The sequence below is a fragment of the Nitrobacter sp. CN101 genome (genome assembly GCF_055390255.1).
Genome location: NZ_AP038833.1, coordinates 759,419 through 780,753, shown reverse-complemented (window position 1 = coordinate 780,753; position 21,335 = coordinate 759,419). Strand labels below are relative to the sequence as shown.

The 21,335-nt window shown below is 59.8% G+C and carries 19 protein-coding genes; 11 read left to right on the top strand and 8 right to left on the bottom strand.

The window, feature by feature from the left end:
- The first annotated feature begins 8 nt into the window (after positions 1-8).
- Positions 9-1,295 carry a glycerate kinase type-2 family protein gene (locus ACZ5IL_RS03710; RefSeq protein ID WP_464595241.1) on the top strand — a complete coding sequence of 429 codons (1,287 nt, stop codon included), beginning with the start codon at positions 9-11 and terminating at the stop codon, positions 1,293-1,295.
- 255 nt (positions 1,296-1,550) lie between these two features.
- Here ACZ5IL_RS03710 and ACZ5IL_RS03705 read toward each other — a convergent pair whose 3' ends face one another.
- Positions 1,551-2,117 carry a MarR family transcriptional regulator gene (locus ACZ5IL_RS03705; RefSeq protein WP_464595240.1) on the bottom strand — a complete coding sequence of 189 codons (567 nt, stop codon included), beginning with the start codon at positions 2,115-2,117 and terminating at the stop codon, positions 1,551-1,553.
- Between the two features lie 105 nt (positions 2,118-2,222).
- Here ACZ5IL_RS03705 and ACZ5IL_RS03700 point away from each other — a divergent pair, with 105 nt between their 5' ends.
- On the top strand, positions 2,223-2,954 hold the full coding sequence (locus tag ACZ5IL_RS03700) for a hypothetical protein (RefSeq protein ID WP_464595238.1): 732 nt from the start codon (positions 2,223-2,225) through the stop codon (positions 2,952-2,954).
- 20 nt (positions 2,955-2,974) lie between these two features.
- On the opposite strand, the gene ACZ5IL_RS03695 is transcribed toward ACZ5IL_RS03700, so the two are convergent.
- From ACZ5IL_RS03695 to ACZ5IL_RS03680, 4 genes are all read right to left on the bottom strand, one after another.
- Positions 2,975-3,373: a hypothetical protein gene (locus ACZ5IL_RS03695; protein WP_464595237.1), complete on the bottom strand. Its 399-nt coding sequence runs from the start codon at positions 3,371-3,373 to the stop codon at positions 2,975-2,977.
- Between the two features lie 160 nt (positions 3,374-3,533).
- Complete coding sequence (locus ACZ5IL_RS03690; protein WP_464595235.1) at positions 3,534-3,938, bottom strand: DUF3307 domain-containing protein; 405 nt, start codon at positions 3,936-3,938, stop codon at positions 3,534-3,536.
- Between the two features lie 130 nt (positions 3,939-4,068).
- The gene (locus ACZ5IL_RS03685; protein WP_464595233.1) at positions 4,069-4,950 is read right to left on the bottom strand and encodes a DUF6537 domain-containing protein; all 882 of its coding nucleotides are present in this window, start codon (positions 4,948-4,950) and stop codon (positions 4,069-4,071) included.
- On the bottom strand, positions 4,947-5,615 hold the full coding sequence (locus ACZ5IL_RS03680) for a Crp/Fnr family transcriptional regulator (RefSeq protein ID WP_464595232.1): 669 nt from the start codon (positions 5,613-5,615) through the stop codon (positions 4,947-4,949). Before ACZ5IL_RS03680 ends, ACZ5IL_RS03685 begins: the two co-directional genes overlap by 4 nt.
- Positions 5,616-6,028: 413 nt before the next feature.
- Here ACZ5IL_RS03680 and ACZ5IL_RS03675 point away from each other — a divergent pair, with 413 nt between their 5' ends.
- Together ACZ5IL_RS03675 and ACZ5IL_RS03670 are read left to right on the top strand one after the other, a co-directional pair.
- Entirely contained in the window at positions 6,029-7,030 is a 1,002-nt protein-coding gene (locus ACZ5IL_RS03675) for a sensor histidine kinase (protein WP_464595230.1), read from the top strand.
- 258 nt (positions 7,031-7,288) lie between these two features.
- Positions 7,289-7,543, top strand: coding sequence for a PepSY domain-containing protein (locus tag ACZ5IL_RS03670; RefSeq protein WP_464595228.1), 255 nt, complete (start codon positions 7,289-7,291; stop codon positions 7,541-7,543).
- 78 nt (positions 7,544-7,621) lie between these two features.
- Here the strand turns inward: ACZ5IL_RS03670 and ACZ5IL_RS03665 are convergent, their stop codons facing one another.
- Both ACZ5IL_RS03665 and ACZ5IL_RS03660 read right to left on the bottom strand, forming a co-directional pair.
- A complete protein-coding gene (locus ACZ5IL_RS03665) occupies positions 7,622-8,830 on the bottom strand; it encodes an NnrS family protein (RefSeq protein WP_464595226.1) in 1,209 nt (402 codons plus the stop codon).
- Positions 8,831-8,995: 165 nt separating this feature from the next.
- Positions 8,996-9,403, bottom strand: a complete 408-nt coding sequence (locus tag ACZ5IL_RS03660; RefSeq protein WP_464596802.1) for a response regulator — start codon at positions 9,401-9,403, stop codon at positions 8,996-8,998.
- Positions 9,404-9,570: 167 nt separating this feature from the next.
- Between ACZ5IL_RS03660 and ACZ5IL_RS03655 the strand changes: the two genes are divergently transcribed.
- From ACZ5IL_RS03655 to ACZ5IL_RS03645, 3 genes are all read left to right on the top strand, one after another.
- Positions 9,571-10,347, top strand: a complete 777-nt coding sequence (locus ACZ5IL_RS03655) for a Crp/Fnr family transcriptional regulator (RefSeq protein ID WP_464595224.1) — start codon at positions 9,571-9,573, stop codon at positions 10,345-10,347.
- Between the two features lie 276 nt (positions 10,348-10,623).
- Positions 10,624-12,450, top strand: coding sequence for a translational GTPase TypA (typA, locus tag ACZ5IL_RS03650; protein WP_079445780.1), 1,827 nt, complete (start codon positions 10,624-10,626; stop codon positions 12,448-12,450).
- 107 nt (positions 12,451-12,557) lie between these two features.
- On the top strand, positions 12,558-13,307 hold the full coding sequence (locus ACZ5IL_RS03645; protein WP_464595222.1) for an HAD-IA family hydrolase: 750 nt from the start codon (positions 12,558-12,560) through the stop codon (positions 13,305-13,307).
- A gap of 118 nt (positions 13,308-13,425) precedes the next feature.
- Here ACZ5IL_RS03645 and ACZ5IL_RS03640 read toward each other — a convergent pair whose 3' ends face one another.
- Positions 13,426-14,787: a glycosyltransferase gene (locus ACZ5IL_RS03640; RefSeq protein ID WP_464595220.1), complete on the bottom strand. Its 1,362-nt coding sequence runs from the start codon at positions 14,785-14,787 to the stop codon at positions 13,426-13,428.
- A gap of 281 nt (positions 14,788-15,068) precedes the next feature.
- Here ACZ5IL_RS03640 and ACZ5IL_RS03635 point away from each other — a divergent pair, with 281 nt between their 5' ends.
- The 4 genes from ACZ5IL_RS03635 (at position 15,069) to ACZ5IL_RS03620 (ending at position 21,330) form a co-directional block, all read left to right on the top strand.
- Positions 15,069-15,299: a hypothetical protein gene (locus ACZ5IL_RS03635; RefSeq protein WP_464595219.1), complete on the top strand. Its 231-nt coding sequence runs from the start codon at positions 15,069-15,071 to the stop codon at positions 15,297-15,299.
- Between the two features lie 278 nt (positions 15,300-15,577).
- Entirely contained in the window at positions 15,578-16,444 is an 867-nt protein-coding gene (locus tag ACZ5IL_RS03630) for a hypothetical protein (protein ID WP_464595218.1), read from the top strand.
- Positions 16,445-16,534: 90 nt separating this feature from the next.
- The gene (locus tag ACZ5IL_RS03625) at positions 16,535-18,973 is read left to right on the top strand and encodes a glycosyltransferase family 2 protein (RefSeq protein WP_464595217.1); all 2,439 of its coding nucleotides are present in this window, start codon (positions 16,535-16,537) and stop codon (positions 18,971-18,973) included.
- A gap of 2 nt (positions 18,974-18,975) precedes the next feature.
- Positions 18,976-21,330, top strand: a complete 2,355-nt coding sequence (locus tag ACZ5IL_RS03620) for a glycosyltransferase family 2 protein (protein ID WP_464595216.1) — start codon at positions 18,976-18,978, stop codon at positions 21,328-21,330.
- Positions 21,331-21,335: the final 5 nt, after the last annotated feature.

Sequence of the window (21,335 nt, the reverse complement as noted above, 5' to 3'; positions counted from 1 at the left end):
ATCCGAGCATGACCGACCATCGCAAGCTGCTGCGGGCCCTCTTCGACGCGAGTGTCGCCGCCGCGCATCCTGACAACATTCTCGAGGCACATCTGCCACCCGCGCCGGAAGGCCGCGTGATCTGCCTCGCCGCCGGCAAAGCCGCCGCTGCCATGGCCGCAGTGGTGGAACGACACTATCTCGACGCTGCCGGTCTTGATCCCGCCCGGCTGACCGGCCTCGCCGCCACACGTTACGGCCATAGCGTGCCGACGCGTCGAATCAAGGTGATCGAGGCCGGCCATCCGGTGCCGGATGAAGCGGGTTGGCACAGCGCCGGCGTCAGTCTGACCCTCGCGAGTACCGCGACAGCCGACGATCTGCTGCTGGTATTGCTTTCGGGCGGCGGCTCGGCGAACTGGATTGCGCCTGTGGATGGCGTGTCGTTCGCTCAGAAGCAGCAGCTCAACCATGCCCTGCTCCGCTCCGGCGCCCCGATCGGCGAAGTCAACACGGTGCGCAAGCACTTGTCGCGGATCAAGGGCGGGCGGCTTGCGCGCGCGGGCAGGCGCGCCGAGATCGTAACGCTGGCGATATCGGACGTGCCGCGCGATGAGCCGACGGCCATTGCCTCCGGCCCCACGGTGCCCGACCCAACCACGCTGGCCGACGCCCGCGCGTTGGTCACAAAATACAAAATCGTATGCGACGATGCTATTAGCCGTGCCCTCAACGATCCCGCCAACGAAAGCTGCAAGCCCGGCGACGCCGCGTTCGCCCGCACCCGTTTCGAGATCGTCGCACGGCCAAGGACTTCGCTCGACGCCGCCGTCAGACTCGCACGCGATGCCGGCTTTGACGTGCTCGACCTCGGCGCCAATCTCGAAGGAGAAGCTCGCGACGTTGCAATGGAGCACGCGAAACTAGCGCTGAAGGCGCGAGCCGACGGCCGCAAGCTTGCCATCCTGTCGGGCGGCGAATTCACCGTAACGGTTCGCGGCAACGGGCGCGGCGGCCCCAATCAGGAATATGCGCTGTCGCTTGCATCACAGCTTAAGGACGCGCGGGGCATTTCCGCGTTGGCGGCCGATACCGATGGCGCCGACGGCGGAGCGGGCGATGCCTCCGATCCTGCCGGCGCCGTGATCGATGCCCGCACGTACGGGGCGATGCGCGCGCAAAACCTCGATCCGGCCGTCTATCTCGCCAACAACGACGCCACCGGCTTCTTCGCAGCCAGCGGTGACCTGCTATTCACAGGACCGACGCTCACCAACGTCAACGACATACGCGTCATTCTGGTGGATGCCGTCTGATTGGCGCGCTCGCGCTGCGCAATTAGCTTAACCCGAGCGGGATGAAGAGGTGCGTACCGGCTTTCCGCCCGCATCCCACCTCTCAAATTCTGGAATCGATCACGTGCGTGATTTTGGATCGCTCCGATCCGAATCATCGCGGTCTATGGCGTTTTCAAGCGAAATGGACATCGGTTCGCGTGAAGAAACGCGTCAGATCAAATCATAGAACCCCGCTTTTGATTCCATTGGGAGCGGAAAGGCTCTAGCCGCTGTTCAGGCGGCAGCTTCGTGCTCCTGACAGATCGCATCTCCGTCGTAGTCGGAGAGGGTTTCATCGAGCAAGCTGCAATGATGCGGCGAGGCGCTGCCCGGTTTGGCATTGCGGCGGAAATGCCTGCATGTGCGGCAGACTCCGAAGGCCCGCCCGTCGTTCCTCGCGATCGTTGCCGATAGGATGCCCTGTAACGTCGCGAGCAACTCGCCAGCATCGCCGCCCGTGGCGGCCGTAATGTCGTCCGCCAGCCGCCGCAGCGGATCACTCCTCAATACGGCCTCACCGCGCCGGGTCAGCGCCAATTCGATCGAGCGGCCGTCGCGCCGGCTGGACTGCCGCGACGCCAACCCCTTCTGCTCCAGCGCAATCAGGGTTTGTGAAATGGTCCCGCGAGTCGAGCCAACGTAACCGGCAAGCGCCGCCGGCGTGCGCGAAAAACGGTTGGCGCGCGACAGGTAGCGCAACGCCTCCCACTGCGCAGGATTGAGCTCCGGGATGTTTCCGCTGCTGCGGGTCAACCGGTCCAGGCGGTCAATCAGATAAGCCGCCTCAAGGGCCGTGGACATTGGCATAGTAGCGACTCGCTATTTTTAGTTGACACTCCGATCGTCGATCAGACATATAGTATCGACTCGATATTAACAAACCTGGAGTTCTCTATGTTCGCCTCCATGCCCAAGTTCTCCACGAGAACGTTAGCTTTCATCCTGCTGCAAGGTGCGCTGGCGACCTCCGCCCTCGCCCACGACATCCGCGCCAAGCCCGATGCCACCGTACCGCCGGCGTTCGACGTCACCAGCGCCTCCGCCTCGACCGACGGTCGGCTTGCCACCTTCGCAATGGAGGTTAGCGGCGATGCCGGTACGCTGAAACCGCAAAAGGTCGGAAAGCTCGCCGGCGCCAAGGTGGATGCCTACGTCTGGCCGACCAAGCTCGATCCCGCGACGGTCGGCTTTGCCAAAGGTTCCGGTATCCTGGCGCTCGCCATTACCGCGCATCCGGACTTTGACGACACACCGCTGTTCGACGAAAACGGCGATGGCGATCCGACCAATGACGGCGCGGGCTGGCATTCGCACTGGGTGGTGCTGGCCAACGACAAGGCCTGTGCCGGCGGCCTCAAGGTGCTGGACATTTCGCCGGGGCAGGATCTATTGCCGGCCACCGCGCCCGGCCTGCCTCTCGCGTTGGACAGCCCAGGCATGAGCCCCATCCTCAAAGGACAAACGGTGCGTATTACCGTGCCAGTCAAGGGAGCGGAGAACGTCAACTTCGATGCCGTCGCCGCGCATCTGCAGGTCAACGAAGCCGGAAAGGCACCGCTTCTTTGCGTCACCGGCACCTACAAGGTCGCTTCCGGCAATCTTACATTGCCGGGCATCATCACCAGGGAAAAGAAATAGGCGTTTGAGCTGCGCGACCGTTAAGCCGGTACCAGCGCAGCCTCCTCGTCGTCGGCCAGGTCGTCGAGCGGCACGAACGTGCTGAGCGGCTTTGTTGACAACGTAATGGGCTTGCGCTGGCCGTGCTGCGACGGAGCATGGGGTTGCCGTGCGTTGCGTGACAGCGCGAACAGCGTGGAACCGACGCGGCCACCGACTGCGACCAGATCACGCTCGGCGCAGCTTGAAGCGATTGACAAAGCCAGTGCGTGCAGATGGCTCCGGTGGTAGCAGAACAGTGCCAGCATCGCTCGTACATCCGGAGCGACGCTGGCAATGAGCTGAGGCAACCCATGCTCGCTGGCGCGATACATGGCGCCCAACAGATCATCGTTGACTGGGCAGATGTCGTTCTCGAAAGCGTCGGCGCTAGAGCACATGCGCAACTCTCCTCAAGTCCTGAGGATGCAACACAATTCCCTAACGAGTAGTTAACCACGCCCGCAAAGTCAGGCCGGGGAGACTTGCATTCCGGTTCCGAATCAAACCGGGCCATGATTCGCGATTCGCAGGTGCCGCCGCCAGATCACGTATTTCAGGTCAGGCGTTGAATGCCATGACGATCGCCAGACCGAATCCGGTGAGATGATGCAGTGTCTGATCGACGCCTATCAGCGTCCAGAACCACGGGTGCTGATGTGTCACGTCGAAGGCGGAGACACAGATACCCTTGGCGCGATCCACGACGATATGAATCGCGAAATCGATAAAGGCGATGAACCAGAAGCGTGGCGTGATAAGCAGAATCAGCACCAGCGCCAACACGAGATGCACGAGGCAGTGCGAGAGCAGCGGCAGCGCCCAGCCGGTCTTTTGATCCTTGCCGACCGCCATCCAGGAATTCTGCAACACGAAATCGGCCAACACATGCTTGATGGTCAGCACGACCATCCAGCCCACAAGCGGACCCACTGCGATCGACGACGACAACGAAGGAAATATCACGCAGACGCCCCTGCTAGTGTCCGGGTTTTGAAGTTCGCATATTCATGAACGAGGCAAGCTGTGCGAGCGTTCTGCGCATCGAGCGGCTCAAACACCTTCATTATGCCATCTCTGGACCGGGATACACCGCTCAATCGACCCTCCGGGTGTCGGCACCGGCCCGCTCCCTCATCCCCGCGATAACACGCTTCAACGATTTCTGCTGGGGATCACAATCCACGATCGCCCGCGCCTCGGCTATTGAGGCACCCAGATCAGAGCAGACCATCGCGCCGTCGAAGGTCGGTTTGACAAGATGGTCGATAATCAGATTCCAGTTACGCAGATTCTGAGCGTAGTCATTCCCGTATCCCTGCACCATTTCAGCCGTCGCAACCACCGCGGCGACTGCGGCAGGCTGCTTTGCCAAACTGCGATCGATCATATGCAGCCAGCGCTCGACCCAAACGCGCTCATTGGCATAACGGAGAGATGACAGCCGCCATCGCCTGAGCGACGTCTTGATTCTGAGGGACCTAACCCCCAATCCACTCGCTGCACTGAACCGCATGGTGACCGGCAAGTGCCGCCACCCGAGGCGGTCAAGCAGCGAGAATACAGGATCGGCTCCCCGTTTTGGGAGCAAGGACACCAGCTCGTCGAGACGTAGCTTGCGAATGTCAGACCGAACATGCGGACCCATTCGGAATTCAGCAAGCTTGAGCTGCGCCATGCGGATAGGATCGTCATAAGCCATACGCGCGGCCATCAGACGCGCGATATCGGCAAACACTTTGTCATCTACATTGCGCCGGCCGATGAACCGCCGAAGCCGGGCGACATACAACTGCGCGTAACCTGCTCCTTGATAATCGATCAGGTGTTTCACGCCATCGACCGCCACAAGCCTCGCTTCTTCAGGCATGTCCGCCGGCAGCGTCGGAATCAGATGGTTGTTCTCGCCTGAAACAGTCGCGAACATCGAACGGATGGCGGGAAGAACGTCTGCGGCTTTGCTTCTGCCGAAATTCATGCGAGCTTGGGCGTCATGACCGCGGGCGGCGCATGTTCAGCGAGCCGCTCTTCGAGCCTGCCGATGTTCTGAAACAGCCGCGCGCTGGCCAGCCGCAGGAAATAGAAACCGAATTCCGGGTTCTGGACGTAAAGCTCCTCGACTTGGCGGTAGCTCACGCTGAGCACCGTGCCGCTCTCGATGCACTCCAGCGATTGGGTGCGCTCGTTGTAAGGAGACAGCATGCCGAGCTCACCAACGATTGCGCCAACCGGAAGCTCAATGCCGGACTCCACCAGACGGTAGCGGCCGCTGACGATGTAGAACATCGTCTCCGCCTTTTCGTTCTTATAGAACAGCATTTCTCCGGTCTTGCACTTGCGCTTGGTCATAAAGGGCTTCAGCCAGTCCATCGATAGATCGCTGTTGACGGACTTCTTCACCTCGCGCACGAGCAGAAGCATCTGGCGCAAGCGATAGCCGTTGAGACAGAACAGTCCTGCGTGAAGCCCAAATTGCAGGAAATTGTGGAGCGGAAGCGCAGTGATCATCAGCATGAGATTGGCCAGCATGCCGAAAGCACGGAGCGGGATCATAGTCCGCATGGTGCAGGTGGCGACCACAAAGAACGAAGCGGCCACGCCGCCGACGGTCCCGAAATGTTCGGCTAAATGTGATATGTCCATGGCAATCCAGCCAAAATTCCTGACGTGATGAGAAGCGTAGCGAACTATAGGGAAGACAGCGGAAGTTATACCGAATTCTATCCAATATCCCGGCAAAAAACGCGCGCTGGGGAGAGCTGCCTTTTGTCCGTGGGCGTGACGCTAGATCGCCGCCAGGCGCGCGCGCAACTGGCGAGGGCTGGACTAGCGCCAGGGAGGCAAGCCAGACGCATCCTGTTGCGGACGTTCCGCAGACCGGAAACGGATCACATCAGCTTGTCTCGAAAGCATCGAGCCTCGAGGACGGTCGGGTCAAATTCCCTTGCAGAAGAAAGATTGTATGCTAGCCGGCCGTGCCTTTAAGCTAAGCTGCCTGCAGACATCTGCCCCGGCGAATTTCAGCGGTGCCGGCGTGACATTGCAGTGGGGGCCGGATGGCCAAGTGGATCGAGGAATTCCGGCGCGGATGGCAGGGAGTCTCCGAGCCTCCGGCGGTTCTGGGTTTCGGCCTCACGGCCGTCTGCCTGATGCTCGCCACCGCGTTCCGCTTCGGCATCTCGCTGCTGCGAACGGACGTGCCTTACAGCATCTATCTTCCCGGCGTTTTTGTCGCAGCCGCGTTCGGCGGAGAGCGAGCTGGAATTGCCGCCGCGATTGGCGGCGCAGCGCTCGGCCTGATGCTGAATTTCGGCGAGGCACCGCAGGTTATGACTGCGGCAATACTCATGGCGGTCTATTTCGTCGTCGCGGCGCTCATCATCCTGGGGGTGCGACGCCATCGTTCTCTAGTCGTTCATCACCGCGAACTCACGACCGAACTCGAAAAGGAACAGCGCTATCGCGAACTCGTGGTGGAAGAACTCCGCCACCGCCTCAAGAACAAACTCGCCACCATTCATGCGGTGAGCAGACAGGCGCTTCACGATTATCCGGCGGCCCGGGCCAAGATCGACGGCTGCTTCGGCGCGCTGGCCACAGCCGATGACCTGATCGCACGCACCGACGAACGTGGCTGCGATATCATCGATCTGCTACGCTCGGAGCTCGGCCCCTACGGCCACGTCCGGTTTACGCTGAACGGCGGTCCCCTCTTTCTGCCGACGAAGCTCGCGGTCAGTTTGGCGCTGATGTTTCACGAACTCGCCACCAACGCCGCCAAATACGGCGCGTTCTCCACGCCCCATGGCCTGCTCCATGTGTCTTGGACTGTAACCAACGGCCTGCTGTCAATCGTCTGGGACGAATCAGGCGGGCCTATGATCACTGCGCAGGGCAAGCCGGGATTTGGAACGCAGCTCCTGAATGCCGGTCTGCGGGCGTTCGATGGGAAAGCGGAGATCGCGTTCCTCGGCACAGGGCTGCACTGCATATTGCAATGTCGGATCGATCCGCCACCGGCCGATAAGAAAAAAAGCGGAAGTTTATCCGGGCGGTAATTCTTGCAGCGCGACGGGGTCGGTGGAGCGCAGATGCAGGAGTTGATCGCCACATCTTCAGAATAGGTCTCTCGGCATCCGATCGCGACGACCCCGCATGTTGGCTCGCCAAGGTATGGCCAGAAAAACGCCACGGCCGCCCGCCCATGCGCTCAAACTTGCCGCGAGAGGGGCGCGGGAACGCAATGCAGAGCTCTCGGTTCTGTTGATGTTGCGCTGCGACGTGCGCAGCTTGATGACCTCGACAAGGAGTTCCACATGCGAAAGTACATTCTGTCTATGGCTGCCGCGGTTTCCCTCGGCGCGGCCACTCCGGCGATGGCCTATGACTCCGGTAGTCTTCTCTCGATGCAAGAGGCGCTTGGCGTCGCGTTTGAAGTCGGTATTGCCGCTGTCTCTGACGCGGAGTTCGCCGGTCATGAGTGGCAGATCGAAGGCCGCGACGCAGCCGGCCAGTATATGGAAGTCGACGTCGATGCCACGACGGGCGCGGTGCTCAACATCGACCGATAAATACCATTAGATCGAACAAGGCCACGAATGTTCCGAGGTTGCAGCACCGCGCCAGCACTCGACGCTCGGCGAATAATGTTATTTGCGACGCTGAGCGTCCACGGGCTGCACGCGGGGCGCCACCAAGATCGGTCCGTATCGGAGCGCGAACAGGCCGAAGCTGCCGATCCACAACGCAGCCGAAACCTCGATCAACATCGCTGACGATCCACTATCCCAAGCTGCCACCCGCGCGATGGCGGCGAGTATCACGAGCAGGTAGATCAAGGCGGTGATCCGATCCGCTGTGAGGGCACGTCCGGTGTGGCCCAGCGAAACGCGGGTCATGACACCAAGCGTCATCGTTCCGATGGCGCCGTCGGTCAGCGCGTGGATTGCCGCAGCCTGAGGCACACGATCGCTCAGCATCGAAACGCCCAGCAAAGCCGCCCCGACGATGACCCACAGATATCCGATGTGAAGAACGGTCAATAGCGGTTCAGCCCTGGTGGCCATGCCGCGCCAGCGGCCGAGCCGCCAAAGATTGAGCGCCGCGGCGAGAAGCAACAGCCACCCAAAAGGCCCGCCCCCGGGGAAAATCGCCCATCCGATCATCCCCGCATGGAGCGTCACAAGTGCGAGGCTATCGATGTGTCCGTGCTCGGGCGGAAGGCGGGGCGCATTTTTCTTGACGAGCCAGTTACGCGTGAAACTCGGGACGATCCGGCCGCCAACGACCGAGATCAGGACGATGATCGCGGTCAGCGCCAGGCGCCATCCCAGACCCGCGGGTACCGAAGAACCTGCGAGTTCCAGATACATCAGAAGATCTGCGACGCCGAGCACGGCAAGTGGAACCGGCATGACCATGTTGCGCCAGTTGCGGCCCACAATGATTTCGCGAGCGACAACCCCGCAAAGCACGAATGGGAAAGCGAGATCGATTGCCGCAGCCAGCCCGAGCGGGATCGACGTTGAAACGAGACACGTAACGCGACCCGTAAGCCACAACGTCGCCAGTGCGGCGAGCGGCAGACCGCTGATCGGAGCGCGGCCGGTCCAGTTCGGAATCGCGGTCAGCAGAAAACCGGCGATCACAGCCAGGACGAACCCGAACAGCATTTCATGGATATGCCATGTGAGGGGATCGAAGCGGCTGGGCAGCGTGAGTCCCATTGCGAGCATGGCGATCCATCCGGCGAGCGCCACCGTCGACCAGACGCCAGCCATCAGGAAGAACGGTCTGAAGCCGATCGTCCAGATCGCAAACGGCCTCGCTCTTGCATTCTCCACTTCCGACATGGCCATGCGCCATCCTCCCATGGTTCCGCACGACCATATCAGCAAGTGCGGTGTTTAGTGCGCGGTCTGGATGGTATCCTCGATACTCGCGCATGAGATTGCGTGAGCACAGCTTGCCCGCTCAGGTTTTGAGTCGGAAAAACCGTACTATCACCCTAGACGATGCTCGGATTAGCCCGGGTTGCAGCTTCGCCAGTTCGACAAGATCGCGAACAATTCATCGCGCGAAAACGGTTTCGAAAGTCTGGGCCGATCCGAGTATTCCGCTGGAAAGGCTTTGTCGCTGCTGTAGCCAGTCATGAAAGCAAACGGAATCTTCAAGGCGGCCAGCCGATTGGCGACTGCAAAACTCTTATCTTCCGAAAGACCGACGTCAAGAAGCGCGAAATCGGGAGCGCGTTCAGCGATCATGGCCAGCGCCTGCGCCACATTTGAAGCGGTCCGGGCTGACGTCACGCCAAACTCCGCAACGGTCTGCTCAACGTCGATCGCGATAATGATATCGTCCTCAACGATCAACACGTCGCGAGGGATGCCGGCCGGCACCGAAGCTGGATCATCGGGAACAACGGAATCCATAACTTCCATGAGGTGTCGTCCGAACGCCATGGCGACGAACTCGCTGGAACCCAATCTGATCCGGTTCCCGCATGGAACTGACCACAGCGATGAAGCTTTGTCTGTTCACTTCTGCACATAACTTGACAAGCGCTTGCGTTAGGAAGCGCTAAAAAGGAAGGCGCAGCATGGCGGCACAGGACACGAACCAGCAGGACCGACCGTACAACAACCTTCTGCGTCGGCTAAGCGATACCGATTTCACACTGATCAAGTCCGGTCTCGAGACCGTCAGCAGTCAAAACGACGACCTGCTCTATAATCCGGGAGACGATGTCGAAACCGTCCACTTTCCCTGCGGATCTAGTCTCGCGTCCTATCTCGTCCCCAACGAGGATGGCCGCGATGTCGAAACCATTCTGGTCGGACGGGAGGGGGCGGTCGGCGGTATCGTTAGTCACGGCCATCTGCCAGCCTATACACGCATCATGGTCAAGGTCGGCGGGCCATTTGTAAGGTTACGGGTTGCGAAACTGGAAGCCGCAAAAACAAAATCCCCCACGCTGCAAGATCTCTTCGCGCGTTATGCTGACTGCATGCTGGCGCAGGTCTTTCAATCCACCGCCTGCAACGCCATCCATTCGATCGAGCAACGCACGGCCAAGTGGATCCTCTCGGCGATGGAGCGTACCGGCAACGATCTCGTACCACTTACCCACGAGCAGTTATCGACCATGCTGGGTGTCGGGCGCAGCTATACCAGCCGCGTGATCCAGACCTTCAAGATTGAAGGCGTTCTGGCGACCCGGCGAGGCGCCATTCTGGTATGCGACCGGGCAGCCTTGGCTACTCGCGCCTGCCTCTGCAACGACGCCGTAAGGAACCATTTTGAAGAGGTTTTGCGTGGCGTTTACCCGACCGAAGCACCAGAACCCGCAAAGCGGTTCCCGTCATCTGCAAAATGAATTCGCCAAACGGCAAACGACGCATTGTTTTTTGATGATTTCCGGCTATATAGCGTCGCAGCGAAAGTGCCGGAGCCGCAATGTGGCTGTTCGCACCTGATTCGGCATTTCAGACAAGAAGTGGCAATGACCTGGCCGGAAGCGACGAATCCCTGACCGCTTTTGCCGCGTGAATCGATCACGCCGCGCCCTTCTCGTGACCTTAATCCCCGCAAATAAGACCGCCGCCCAGAATCTGGGCGATGCGCGGTTTTCTTGATGAAGAAGAATCAACCCATGAATCTCCGCAACGTCGCGATTATCGCTCACGTCGACCATGGCAAGACCACTCTCGTGGATCGCCTGCTCCAGCAGTCCGGCACTTACCGCGACAATCAGCGCGTGGTCGAGCGCGCCATGGATTCCAACGACCTGGAACGCGAGCGTGGCATCACCATCCTCGCCAAGGCCGCTTCGGTGCAATGGAACGACATCCGCATCAATATCGTGGACACGCCCGGCCACGCGGATTTCGGCGGTGAAGTTGAGCGCATCCTTAACATGGTGGATGGCGCCTTGGTGCTGGTGGATGCGGCCGAGGGTCCCCTCCCGCAGACCAAGTTCGTGGTCTCCAAAGCACTGAAGGTCGGGCTGAAGCCGATCGTCGTCATCAACAAGGTAGATCGCCCGGACGCCCGTCCGACCGAGGTCATCAACGAGGTGTTCGATCTGTTTGCGGCGCTCGAGGCCAGCGACGAGCAACTCGACTTTCCGATCCTCTACGGCTCGGCAAAGCAGGGCTGGATGGCAGATAGCGCGGAGGGACCCCAGGATGCCGGCATGCAACCGCTGTTCGACCTGATCGTGCGGCATGTCCCACCGCCGCAGGTGGAGGACGGACCATTCCGCATGATCGGGACGATCATCGAGGCCAATCCCTATCTAGGCCGTGTCATCACCGGCCGAATCTCCTCAGGGATGATCAAACCGAACCAGAGCATCAAGGTGCTGGCGCGGGACGGGAAACTGATCGAGCAGGGCCGCATCTCGAAAATCCTCGCCTTCCGCGGTCTCGAGCGCACGCCGCTCGAGGAGGCGACGGCTGGTGACATCGTCGCCATCGCAGGATTGACCAAAGGGACGGTGGCCGACACCTTTTGCGATCCCGCTGTCGAGGAGCCGCTTCCCGCGCAGCCGATCGATCCGCCGACTGTCTCCATGACCTTCATGGTCAACAATTCGCCGCTGGCTGGCACCGAGGGCAGCAAGGTGACGAGTCGCATGATCCGCGACCGATTGCTGCGCGAGGCTGAAGGCAATGTCGCGCTACGTGTGACGGAGGCTGCGGACAAAGATTCGATGGAGGTATCTGGCCGCGGCGAATTGCAGCTCGCGATCCTGATTGAGACCATGCGGCGCGAGGGATTCGAGCTATCGGTATCGCGGCCGCGCGTGGTGCTGAAAAAGGACGAGGCGAGCGGCGAATGGCAAGAGCCGATCGAGGAGGTCGTGGTCGACGTCGACGAGGAGCATTCCGGCGTCGTGGTGCAGAAGATGAGCGAGCGCAAAGCCGAAATGACGGAGATGAAGCCGTCGGGCGGCAACCGGCTACGGTTGGTTTTCTACGCACCGACGCGCGGCCTGATCGGCTATCAGGGCGAACTTCTCACCGACACCCGCGGGACGGCGATCATGAACCGGCTGTTCCACGGCTACGCGCCCTACAAGGGCGACATTCAAGGCCGCCGCAACGGGGTGCTGATTTCCAACGAACAGGGCGAAGCCGTGGCCTACGCGATGTTCAAGCTGGAGGATCGTGGCCCGATGATGATCGAGCCCGGCTGGAAGGTCTATCGCGGCATGATCGTCGGTGAGCACACTCGCGATAACGACCTCGAGATCAACGTGCTGAAGGGCAAGCAGCTCACCAACATCCGCACCACATCGAAGGACGAGGCGGTGCGGCTGACGCCACCGATTAAGATGACTCTGGAAAAGGCGCTGGCCTATATCGAGGACGACGAACTCGTCGAAGTAACGCCGAAGTCGATACGCCTGCGCAAGAAGCATCTCGATCCCAACGAGCGCAAGCGCGCCGAGAAGACCAAGGAGATGGTGGCGTAAATATCAGGCGCCGATGTTTCGCTGTCTGCAACGAGTCTGCGGCGACAGTTGCGGAGATGACATGTCGATCGCATGACTTTCTGCGATCTGCCTCCCGGTGAAATGGAATGAGCGAAGCGTCTGCCAATAATATTCCGCTGGATGACGTAAGAGCCTTGATCGTTCAGGCACACGCCTTGATCTTCGATGTCGACGGAACGCTCGCCGAAACGGAGGAGGCTCATCGCAAGGCCTTCAATACCGCATTCGCCGAAGCTGGCCTTGATTGGTGCTGGGACCGCACCCTCTACAAGGAATTGCTTCGAGTGACAGGTGGAAAGGAACGTATCCGCGCATTCGACGCGTCGCGAAATGGGACTTCTCCACAGCTGTCGGATCGCGAGATCGCGGAATTACATCAAGCCAAAACCAGGCTATACGCCGAATTGGTAACCAATGGCGGCTGTTCGCTTCGGCCGGGCATTCAGACCCTGTTAGCCGCGGCACGAAAGCGCGCGCAGCCTCTGGCGATTGCGACCACGACCTCGCGCGACAATATCGATGCGTTGCTGACAGTCTCGCTGGGCAAGGACTGGGCACAGTGGTTTGTGGCTATTGCAGCCGGGGACGAGGTGCGGAACAAGAAGCCTGCACCGGATGTCTATCTCAAGGTTCTTTCCCAACTGGATCTGCCGGGATCCCAATGCCTTGCTATCGAAGATTCCGGCAATGGTCTCGCTTCGGCATCGGCCGCGGGAATTCCTGTCCTGATTTCACGCAGCGCTTATTTCAGCGACGATGACTTTTCAGGCGCGGCTTTTACGATCGATGACTTCACTCACATTTCAGACATGCCTGAAAATAAATCGGATATGTGATCGGAGAGATTCTCTCGTCGAGGATTTTAGAACAAATAAAGAAAGCGCGTTCGCCAAAACGATTCTTTTCAGAACGCCTCTTCTTGCAAATCCATCAAAATTATTTTCATTCATGGTCTCAGCCAGTCCGGCCGGAACAACCTTCGTCTGACCATTCCACCTTGGGCGGCGATATAGATTTGCGGGAGCGTCGGGCGGCTTTAGGCCATTCCGACGCAGAACGCCCTCTCCAGACGTTTCGTCGGGCAGCAGCCGATGATGGGGATCCCTTGAGGTCGAGAAGCTGACGCATTTGCGGCAGGCATACCCGCTCCGCGTCGAAATGCTCGACGACAAATTGCCGGGCTGCCTCTCTGATGGCGTAAAACCGATCGGGTTCCTGAAGCGCTTCAACGACCCGCGCAGCCACTTCATCGACCGCAAAAAAAGGAACCAGCAGACCGTTGTATCCGGAACTGATGACTTCACGCACAGGCGGCGTGTCCGACCCTATCACCAGACAGCCGGCGCTCATCGCTTCCAGCGCAGACCACGACAGCACGAAGGGATACGTCAGATAGACATGCGCCGATGACACCTGAAGTGCTGCGATAAAAGTGCTGTACGGAACACCGCCCATAAAATGAACGCGCGACATGTCGATCCGATCGCGCACTTCCTGCAGAAAAATCGACTTCCAATTGCTGCCCGCCGGCGGAGGAAGGCCATACGACAATCCGTCCCTGCCGATAATGACAATCTGCGCATTGGGCCGTCGCCTCAATATTTCCGGAAGCGCGCGCATGAAGATATGGTAGCCCCTCAGCGGCTCCAGGTTACGCACGACAAATGTCACGATTTCATCCGAGCGGCCGACTTGACGGCCGTTTGGAAGCACCAGACGCGCCTGGGGATCAGGTCGCACACGCGATGTATCGATCCCCTCGTGAATAACTTCGATCTTGCTTTGATAATGCCTTGGAAAAGTCGACTGCTGCCAATTTGTCGGCGAAATTCCGACATCGCAATCAGCTAATGCAAGTAGGGTCGTCGCGTTCTTGAGTTGCAACCCGATATGGCCATCTAGGCCCGAGATTGGGAATTCCGGATCGAAGCCGATGTCGCGACCTTCGGCGCCGTAGAAGAACTCGCAATAGACCACTTGCCGCGCCTTGGGAAACATGGTGCGCAACGGCAGCGTTTCGCCCCATCCGGGATGGGCAAGGATGACATCCGGCGTAAATCCCGATGTCGCCAGTGTCGAAAGGCTGTAAAGCACCTGCTCGGCGCGACGACATTCAAGATCGAAACGTCTGGCAAACGGATGCGTGCCCGAAACGTCAGCGTCAGGCAGAGCATATTTAATCAACTTGACCGAAGGCATCGGCTGCGCATTCGATGCACCAATTGCGGCGAGTTCAAACCCTGGCGCACCCGCTAACGCCGCCGCGAGATTGCGGTACTGCGCCGGGAAATTATTATGCACGAATAAAATTTTCATCGGCGTGATACCTCTGGTCAGGATCGCGCTAAAGCATGCGTGTCGCTATTTAGAAAGACCTTCCATCGTCGTTGCCTTCTCATCGTCGATGCCTTCGAGACAATCTCGTCTAAATGTTTGTACGTTGACAAGTTCCAAATAACTCGAGGCTTGTTCATTGAGCTTTCACTTCCGTCTGACATCTTCCTGCCCTAAAAGTCGTCGAATAGTCGAGACCGGATGGACACGGATAACGAAGTCGCCGTATCACCCATAAATATGGCTAGCGCGGGACATTCGCGATGAGGCTCAAGTTTAAACAACATGTTTCCGATTATCTTCCGCAAATTCCGCACCCGGATTTGAGCAGCGTTGAGGATATTCCGGATTCCGTCGACAGCATCGCAGACTCCATCATCCTGCTGAAAGACGAAAACGACAGGTTGCGCAAGATGGCCGCATCGCTGAGTGTGGAGGCTGAGGACATGCGACGATCTCTTTCGCCTACGAAATCGACGACCTTGTTGGCCTGATCATTTACTGGAACCATGTGCTCACCACGACTGCCACTAGGAACATGATTCGCGTCGGTATCTCGGAGAGAAATTGATGTATCCCGGCCGCTTCGTTTTCTCAGAGAGACGGCAATCGCGGGACCGATAACTTGAGAACGGAAATGATGTCTATAGTGGTTGCGTCGCGGTTTGATCGTCTTCCCGTGATTTCACGACAGCGGGTTTTCTGAGACAGCCGGTGGTGCATGACGAATTGGCACGATTGAGGGAGATGGCTCGTGGATTTGTTTCGGGGCATGACAAACGAGACTGAGCAACAGAAAAATCTGAGTCTCGACCGCGGGCTTTTCTTTATCAATTACAAAAGCGCCGAAGACTCCGTCTCGCCACCTCGCGTAATCGTCGCGCCGGCCGAGGGGCATGAGCGCCGCATGGAGATCATTCTGCATCCAGACGCGACCGAGCCGACTTTATACAGTCCCAATTCTGGACTGGTCGTGCGGATTAACACACCCGCGACTTTGCAGGTTCAGGTCCGGCCGACGAGACCAGGAGGATCGCGATCTGCCATCGTGCGCGTCGAACAGATCCAGGCCGGACGGATTCCCGACGCGGCAAGTCCAGGCAACGGCGTGGGGCTGCATGTTGCAACGGACGGTCTGAAGGTGCTCGGCCACGTTGCAGGCCGCGGCGACATTGTCGTCGGTCCGAATGCGTGGATCGCTGGTCCGGCCGCGCCGTCGCGCGTGGAAGGCGTGGCGCTGGAATGGCCGGACAAACCTGCGAGCGTCGATATTCGTTATGCGGTCCAGCTCGCCAACGGTCAGACTGGCAGTGGCAAGATGGTGCCGCTCGGCACCTATGCAGGCACGCGCGGCCGGGCCCTGCCCCTTACCGGCGTGGTTCTCGAGATGAGCGGCACCGATGAACTGAAGTTTGTGGCGGAGGCAGGCTTTTTAAATGCGCCCACTCTCCGCGCAGTTGGCAAGCGCGTGGTTTTATCGGGTCCGACCAGCCGCGAACCCCTGGTCGGCATTCGCATCGGAATCGAGCGTAGCGCGCCTGCGGAGGTGGTTGCAACGTCTGCACCACGCAAGTCTGCCGGTTCAGCACGGGTGCGAGTCTTCCGCAGCCAGCAGCGTCAGGCGGGCGCCGCCAGATAGAAGCCGATCATCGCTTTTCGGATTGCGCGCTGGAGGCCGGCTGCGAATTTGAAGCTCCGGCCAAGCGCCAACTTGTCAGGACACCGGCAGATGGTTCTCGGCCCCGTCACTGACAATCAGGGCCGTGCTGCATATTCCTCGTATGTCATGCTCGAACGCATGGCCGCGCAAGCGTTAACGGCTAAGGACTATTTTGCTGCATTCAAGTACGCGGACAGACGTTGCCGGGTCGATCCATCATCGGCTGCACATTGCTTCGTTCTCCGCGCGGAGGCGAACTGGAGACTCGAACGCAAGGAAGCGGCCATGGCTGATCTCGCCGAAGCGCTCCTCGTCGATCCATCCGATCTTGCCGCCAACCGCAGAATGTTTGCCTGGGCCACCGACGATCGACGGCGCACCGCAGCCGCCGATCTGATCGGCCGCGACAGCAATCCGGCCGTCCTGCGCCTTGCCATTGAGGAACTCCGACAAGCGGGGTATCGGCATTGGGCCGCCTATTCGGCATTTGACAACCACGTGACCGGCTGGATCGCGTGGACCACAGCGAACGCCATAGAAGTGAGCGTGGGGGTCGAAAACGGCGCACTGATCAGCCAGCTCGAGCCCGACCCGTTTCACCCCTTGGCCAGCGTGGACGTTCAGGCAGCAGCGTTCCTGGTTCGGCGTCCAACGTCGCGAGCGCCTCAGACTCTGACGCTGACATGCGACGGCGAGATCTTCCGGGTTCGACGGCTGGCTCCCAACCTGTCTTCACCACCTGACCTGCCAAGCCAAGCGTGCCGCCCAACCGCGCCACAATCCGACACCTCGCCACCCACCGTTATCGTTCCGGTTTACCGGGACGTAGCGGCGACGCTGGACTGTTTTGACAGCCTCATCAAGGCACGCGCATCGAATACGACTGGGAAACTTTCCTTTCGTATCCTGGCAATCGACGATGCCAGCCCTGAACCGGAGTTGCGGCGCTATCTCAGCGAGCTTGCCGCCCGAGGGACGATCGATCTCCTCGTGAACGAGAGCAATCTCGGCTTCGTCGGCGCGATCAATCGCGCGCTGGAGAATGTACTGGCGGGCGACGTCGTTCTGCTCAATTCGGACACCATTGTGCCGCCGGACTTCGTTGAGAGACTGGCGGACGTAGCGCGTTCCGCACCGGATATTGGAACAGTCACTCCCTTGTCGAACAACGGTGACATTTTTTCGTTTCCAATACCGAACAATGTCAATCCGATGCAAGGCTATGAAGGAATTCTTGAGATCGACCGGATCGCGAGCATCGCCAATGCCGGTGATGTCACCGACGTGCCGAGCGGCATTGGCTTCTGTCTCTATGTCACGCGCGACTGTCTCAAGGGCATTGGCGCGCTATCGGAAAACTTCGAACGAGGCTATCTTGAGGACGTCGATCTCTGCTTACGCGCGCGCGGCAAGGGTTTTCGTAACGTCTGCGCGCCGTCAGTCTATGTCGGGCATCACGGCTCGAAATCCTTCCAGCACGAAAAGCGACGTTTGGTGCTTCGCAATCTGGAGGTGCTTGACCAGCGATTTCCTGACTATCGGCGGGAATGTCGCGCATTCGAGATCGCAGATCCGTTGCGACCGGCGCGTGCGAAGCTCGACCGGGCGTTAACATGGCCCTGCCAGCCTTCCGTTCTGATTCTCGGCAATCGACGGAGATTTGCCGTTGCCGAGGAGCGGGCACGCCATCTCGGTAAGCGTGGCGAGCGTGCGATTTTCCTGTCCCGCGAACGGGATTTCATTCATGTCAGAGCCGCAAATGGGAGCAGCCCACAAGCCATTCAGTTGAATATCGGCACTGAGACAGGCGCCACCGAGGCGGCTGCCATCATCACACGGCTGCACCCCGAGCGCGTCGAGATTTTCGAGCCGACCCCGTTACCTCAGCTGATTGATCTGATACGGAAACTTGGTCTTCCCATCCATCCGTGGCTTACGGCAGGGACCTTGAGCGAAGCAATCACTTCGCTTCCCGACGAGACTCAGCTTTTCGTTCCCGGCAAAATTGCCCAGGCGTTTGCGAAGGCTCGCTGGCCCGAGCGCGAAATCGTCCTCCAGGATTGGCCGACCCACCCGCTGACCCCTGAGCCGATCCATGGCGCGAGTCGATCGCTTGCCATCGTGCCATCCGAGCCCTCCCCCGCATCCTTCCGCTTGATACGACGTTTGGTCGATGACTTGCGACGGTCGATCGTTGTTGCCGGCGTGACCTGTGACGATGACCGTCTGATGTCCTGCACGAATGTCTTCGTTACCGGCAGGATCGCAGCTGGTGAGATCGGCGATGTGCTGGCGCCGCATAACCCTGGCTGGCTGTTAACGGATTTCGACGAACCGGCATTCGGTCATCCTCTGATCGAAACTGCAAGACGAGCGTCGATACCCGTCGCATACCGCGACTGGTCAGCCGGATCGATCGAACCGCGAAAGGGCGATCTTGCCATCCCGGCAGACGCAGGCGAGGAGGAATTTATCGATGCCGTTATCGCGTGGGCCGGACTGTCCTAAACATGACGCGCGTCATCCGGGCTCGCAAGGCACAAATCGCCAAGCCAAAGCTGATCAGCCGGCTCTTGCTCGGCGACGACGGCACCGTGTCCGGTTTCGCGTTCGATCCGGATGCGCCGGAACACCGCTTCACGATCGATATCCTACTCGACGGCCTGGTGCTGAAGACTGCTTACGCCGACGCGTTCGCGCCGAAATGCTCTGAGCTAGACCGAAGTAACACTTGCGGCTTCGCTGTGAGCATTGACATCGATCTGCTCCATGCCGCGCGTCATCTTTCGGCGCGACTCGCCAATCTCGGAACTCCCGTCGGCCACCCCATAGACCTTGAGAATGACACGACGTTTCGAGCCGACCTTCGCCCGACCTGCAAGCTGCGCTGGCTGGGCGGCCTGCACTTCCAAGGGTGGATCGATAGCGAGTTCGTCGTCACTCTGGAAGCAATCGTCGACGGGGAATCCGTCGCACAGGTCCGCGCCACGGCCTGGACGCACATCGGTGGCGATGCCGAAGGAGGTGCGTCCCGCAACGTTCGTGCATTCGATTTCCACGTCCCGCAACGTCTCGCCGACGGAAGAGTCCATCGAATCCTGCTGCGGAAAGAGGATGGCGAACAAATTCCGGCAACCGCCACCTTCGTGGCGTTTCCCGACGGCCTAGCCGGAATGATTGATGTCATCGGCGGTTATGCCGCCGAGCGGCTGCGCGGCAAACTTTACGACCGGCTTATTCCAGCCTCGCTGCCGTTGCACGACTATGCCGACTGGCGCGAGCGCTTTCCGTTACCGGAGCCTCAGCCAAGCCCGCTTCGGCTGGCCGTCGTGATCGCTGGAAGCTCCGGCACCCAGCAGACGCTCGCCAGCCTCGAAGCGCAAAGCCACGAGAATTGGACCGCTGGCGCTATCGACGGCCAGCCGCTGTCGATCGACAGCGACGCCATGCTGGAGTTTCTCGAGGACGCCGCGCCCGATGCGGACTACATCGTCGTGACCATGGCGGGCGTGTCGCTGGAACGAACCGCTCTTGCACGCATCGCGGCTGCGTTCGACTCCCATCCTGATGCATTAGCTTTGTACGGTGACCTCGACTTTCTCACTGACGACGGCCGCCTCTGGCCGCTTGCTTTTCCAGCGTTCGATTACGAAAGGTTACTGGAACAAGGCTATTGCGCCCACCTGTTCGCACTCCGGCGTAACGCATTATTTGCGGCCATCGAGGCGGCGCGGCCGAATAACCTCTACCGCCTTTTCAACAGCCTGCTGGATCAAATCGGTCCTCTGCAAACAGATATCCTTCACTTGCCAGGAGCATTGGCGACCATGCCAAAGCTCGACCGAGCGACAGCTGGTGCGCTGCTGTCCGCGGCAAGCCAGTCGCACCTGCGGGCGCGTGGAATCCATGCGCACGTGACCCAGCAGACCGGAAACTTTTTCCCAGCGGTTCGAATCAAGCGACCGCTCTCCAAACAACGCGTGACGGTGATCATCCCGACGCGCGACCGCGTTTCTCTCCTGCAACGTTGCCTTGAGACCATCGCGCCTGCCGTTGAGCGCTGCCGCGCCGATATCCTTGTTGTCGACAACGACAGCGCACATCCGCAGACTCTAGACTTTCTTTCCGATCTCCCGCGACGCGGCATTCGAACATTGCGGATCGAGGGACCATTCAATTTCGCAAGGCTCAACAATCAGGCCGCCGCAACACTCGACAGCGACATCTTGTGCCTGCTCAACAACGACATCGAAGCGAGTTCCGATGACTGGCTCGAGGAGATGCTCTCGCGTCTGGGCGAGCCGGACGTCGGCGCGGTCGGCGCGCTGCTGACCTGGCCCGGTGACGTCGTCCAGCACGGTGGCGTGGTGTTGGGCATGAACTTTTCGGTCGCGCACGCCTTTACGGACCGGTTCAGCGATGACCCGGGCTTTCTCGATCAGCTTCTTGTGGCGCACGAATGCAGCGCGGTGACCGCGGCTTGCCTTGCAACCCGACGAAACGACTATCTCGCCGTCGGCGGAATGGACCAGGGCCGCTTCGCGGTGGCGCTCAACGATGTCGACTATTGCCTGCGGCTGCGCGAGGCCGGCAAGCGCATCGTCTTGACACCGTACGCCAAACTGATTCACGCCGAGTCCGCTAGCCGGGGTAGCGATCATCGCGCCGACCGGCGAGGCCGGTTCGAACATGAACTCAATCTGCTTCGTGCGCGCTGGGGTGAACGGCTGAACGACGACCCGGCTTACAATCCGCAATTGTCACGCGACGGTGTCCCCTATAGCGGCTTGGCATGGCCGCCGGGACGACGGACACCCCGATACAATCGTCCGCCGGTCGCGCACGATCTGCCGTTGGGATTCTGACGCAA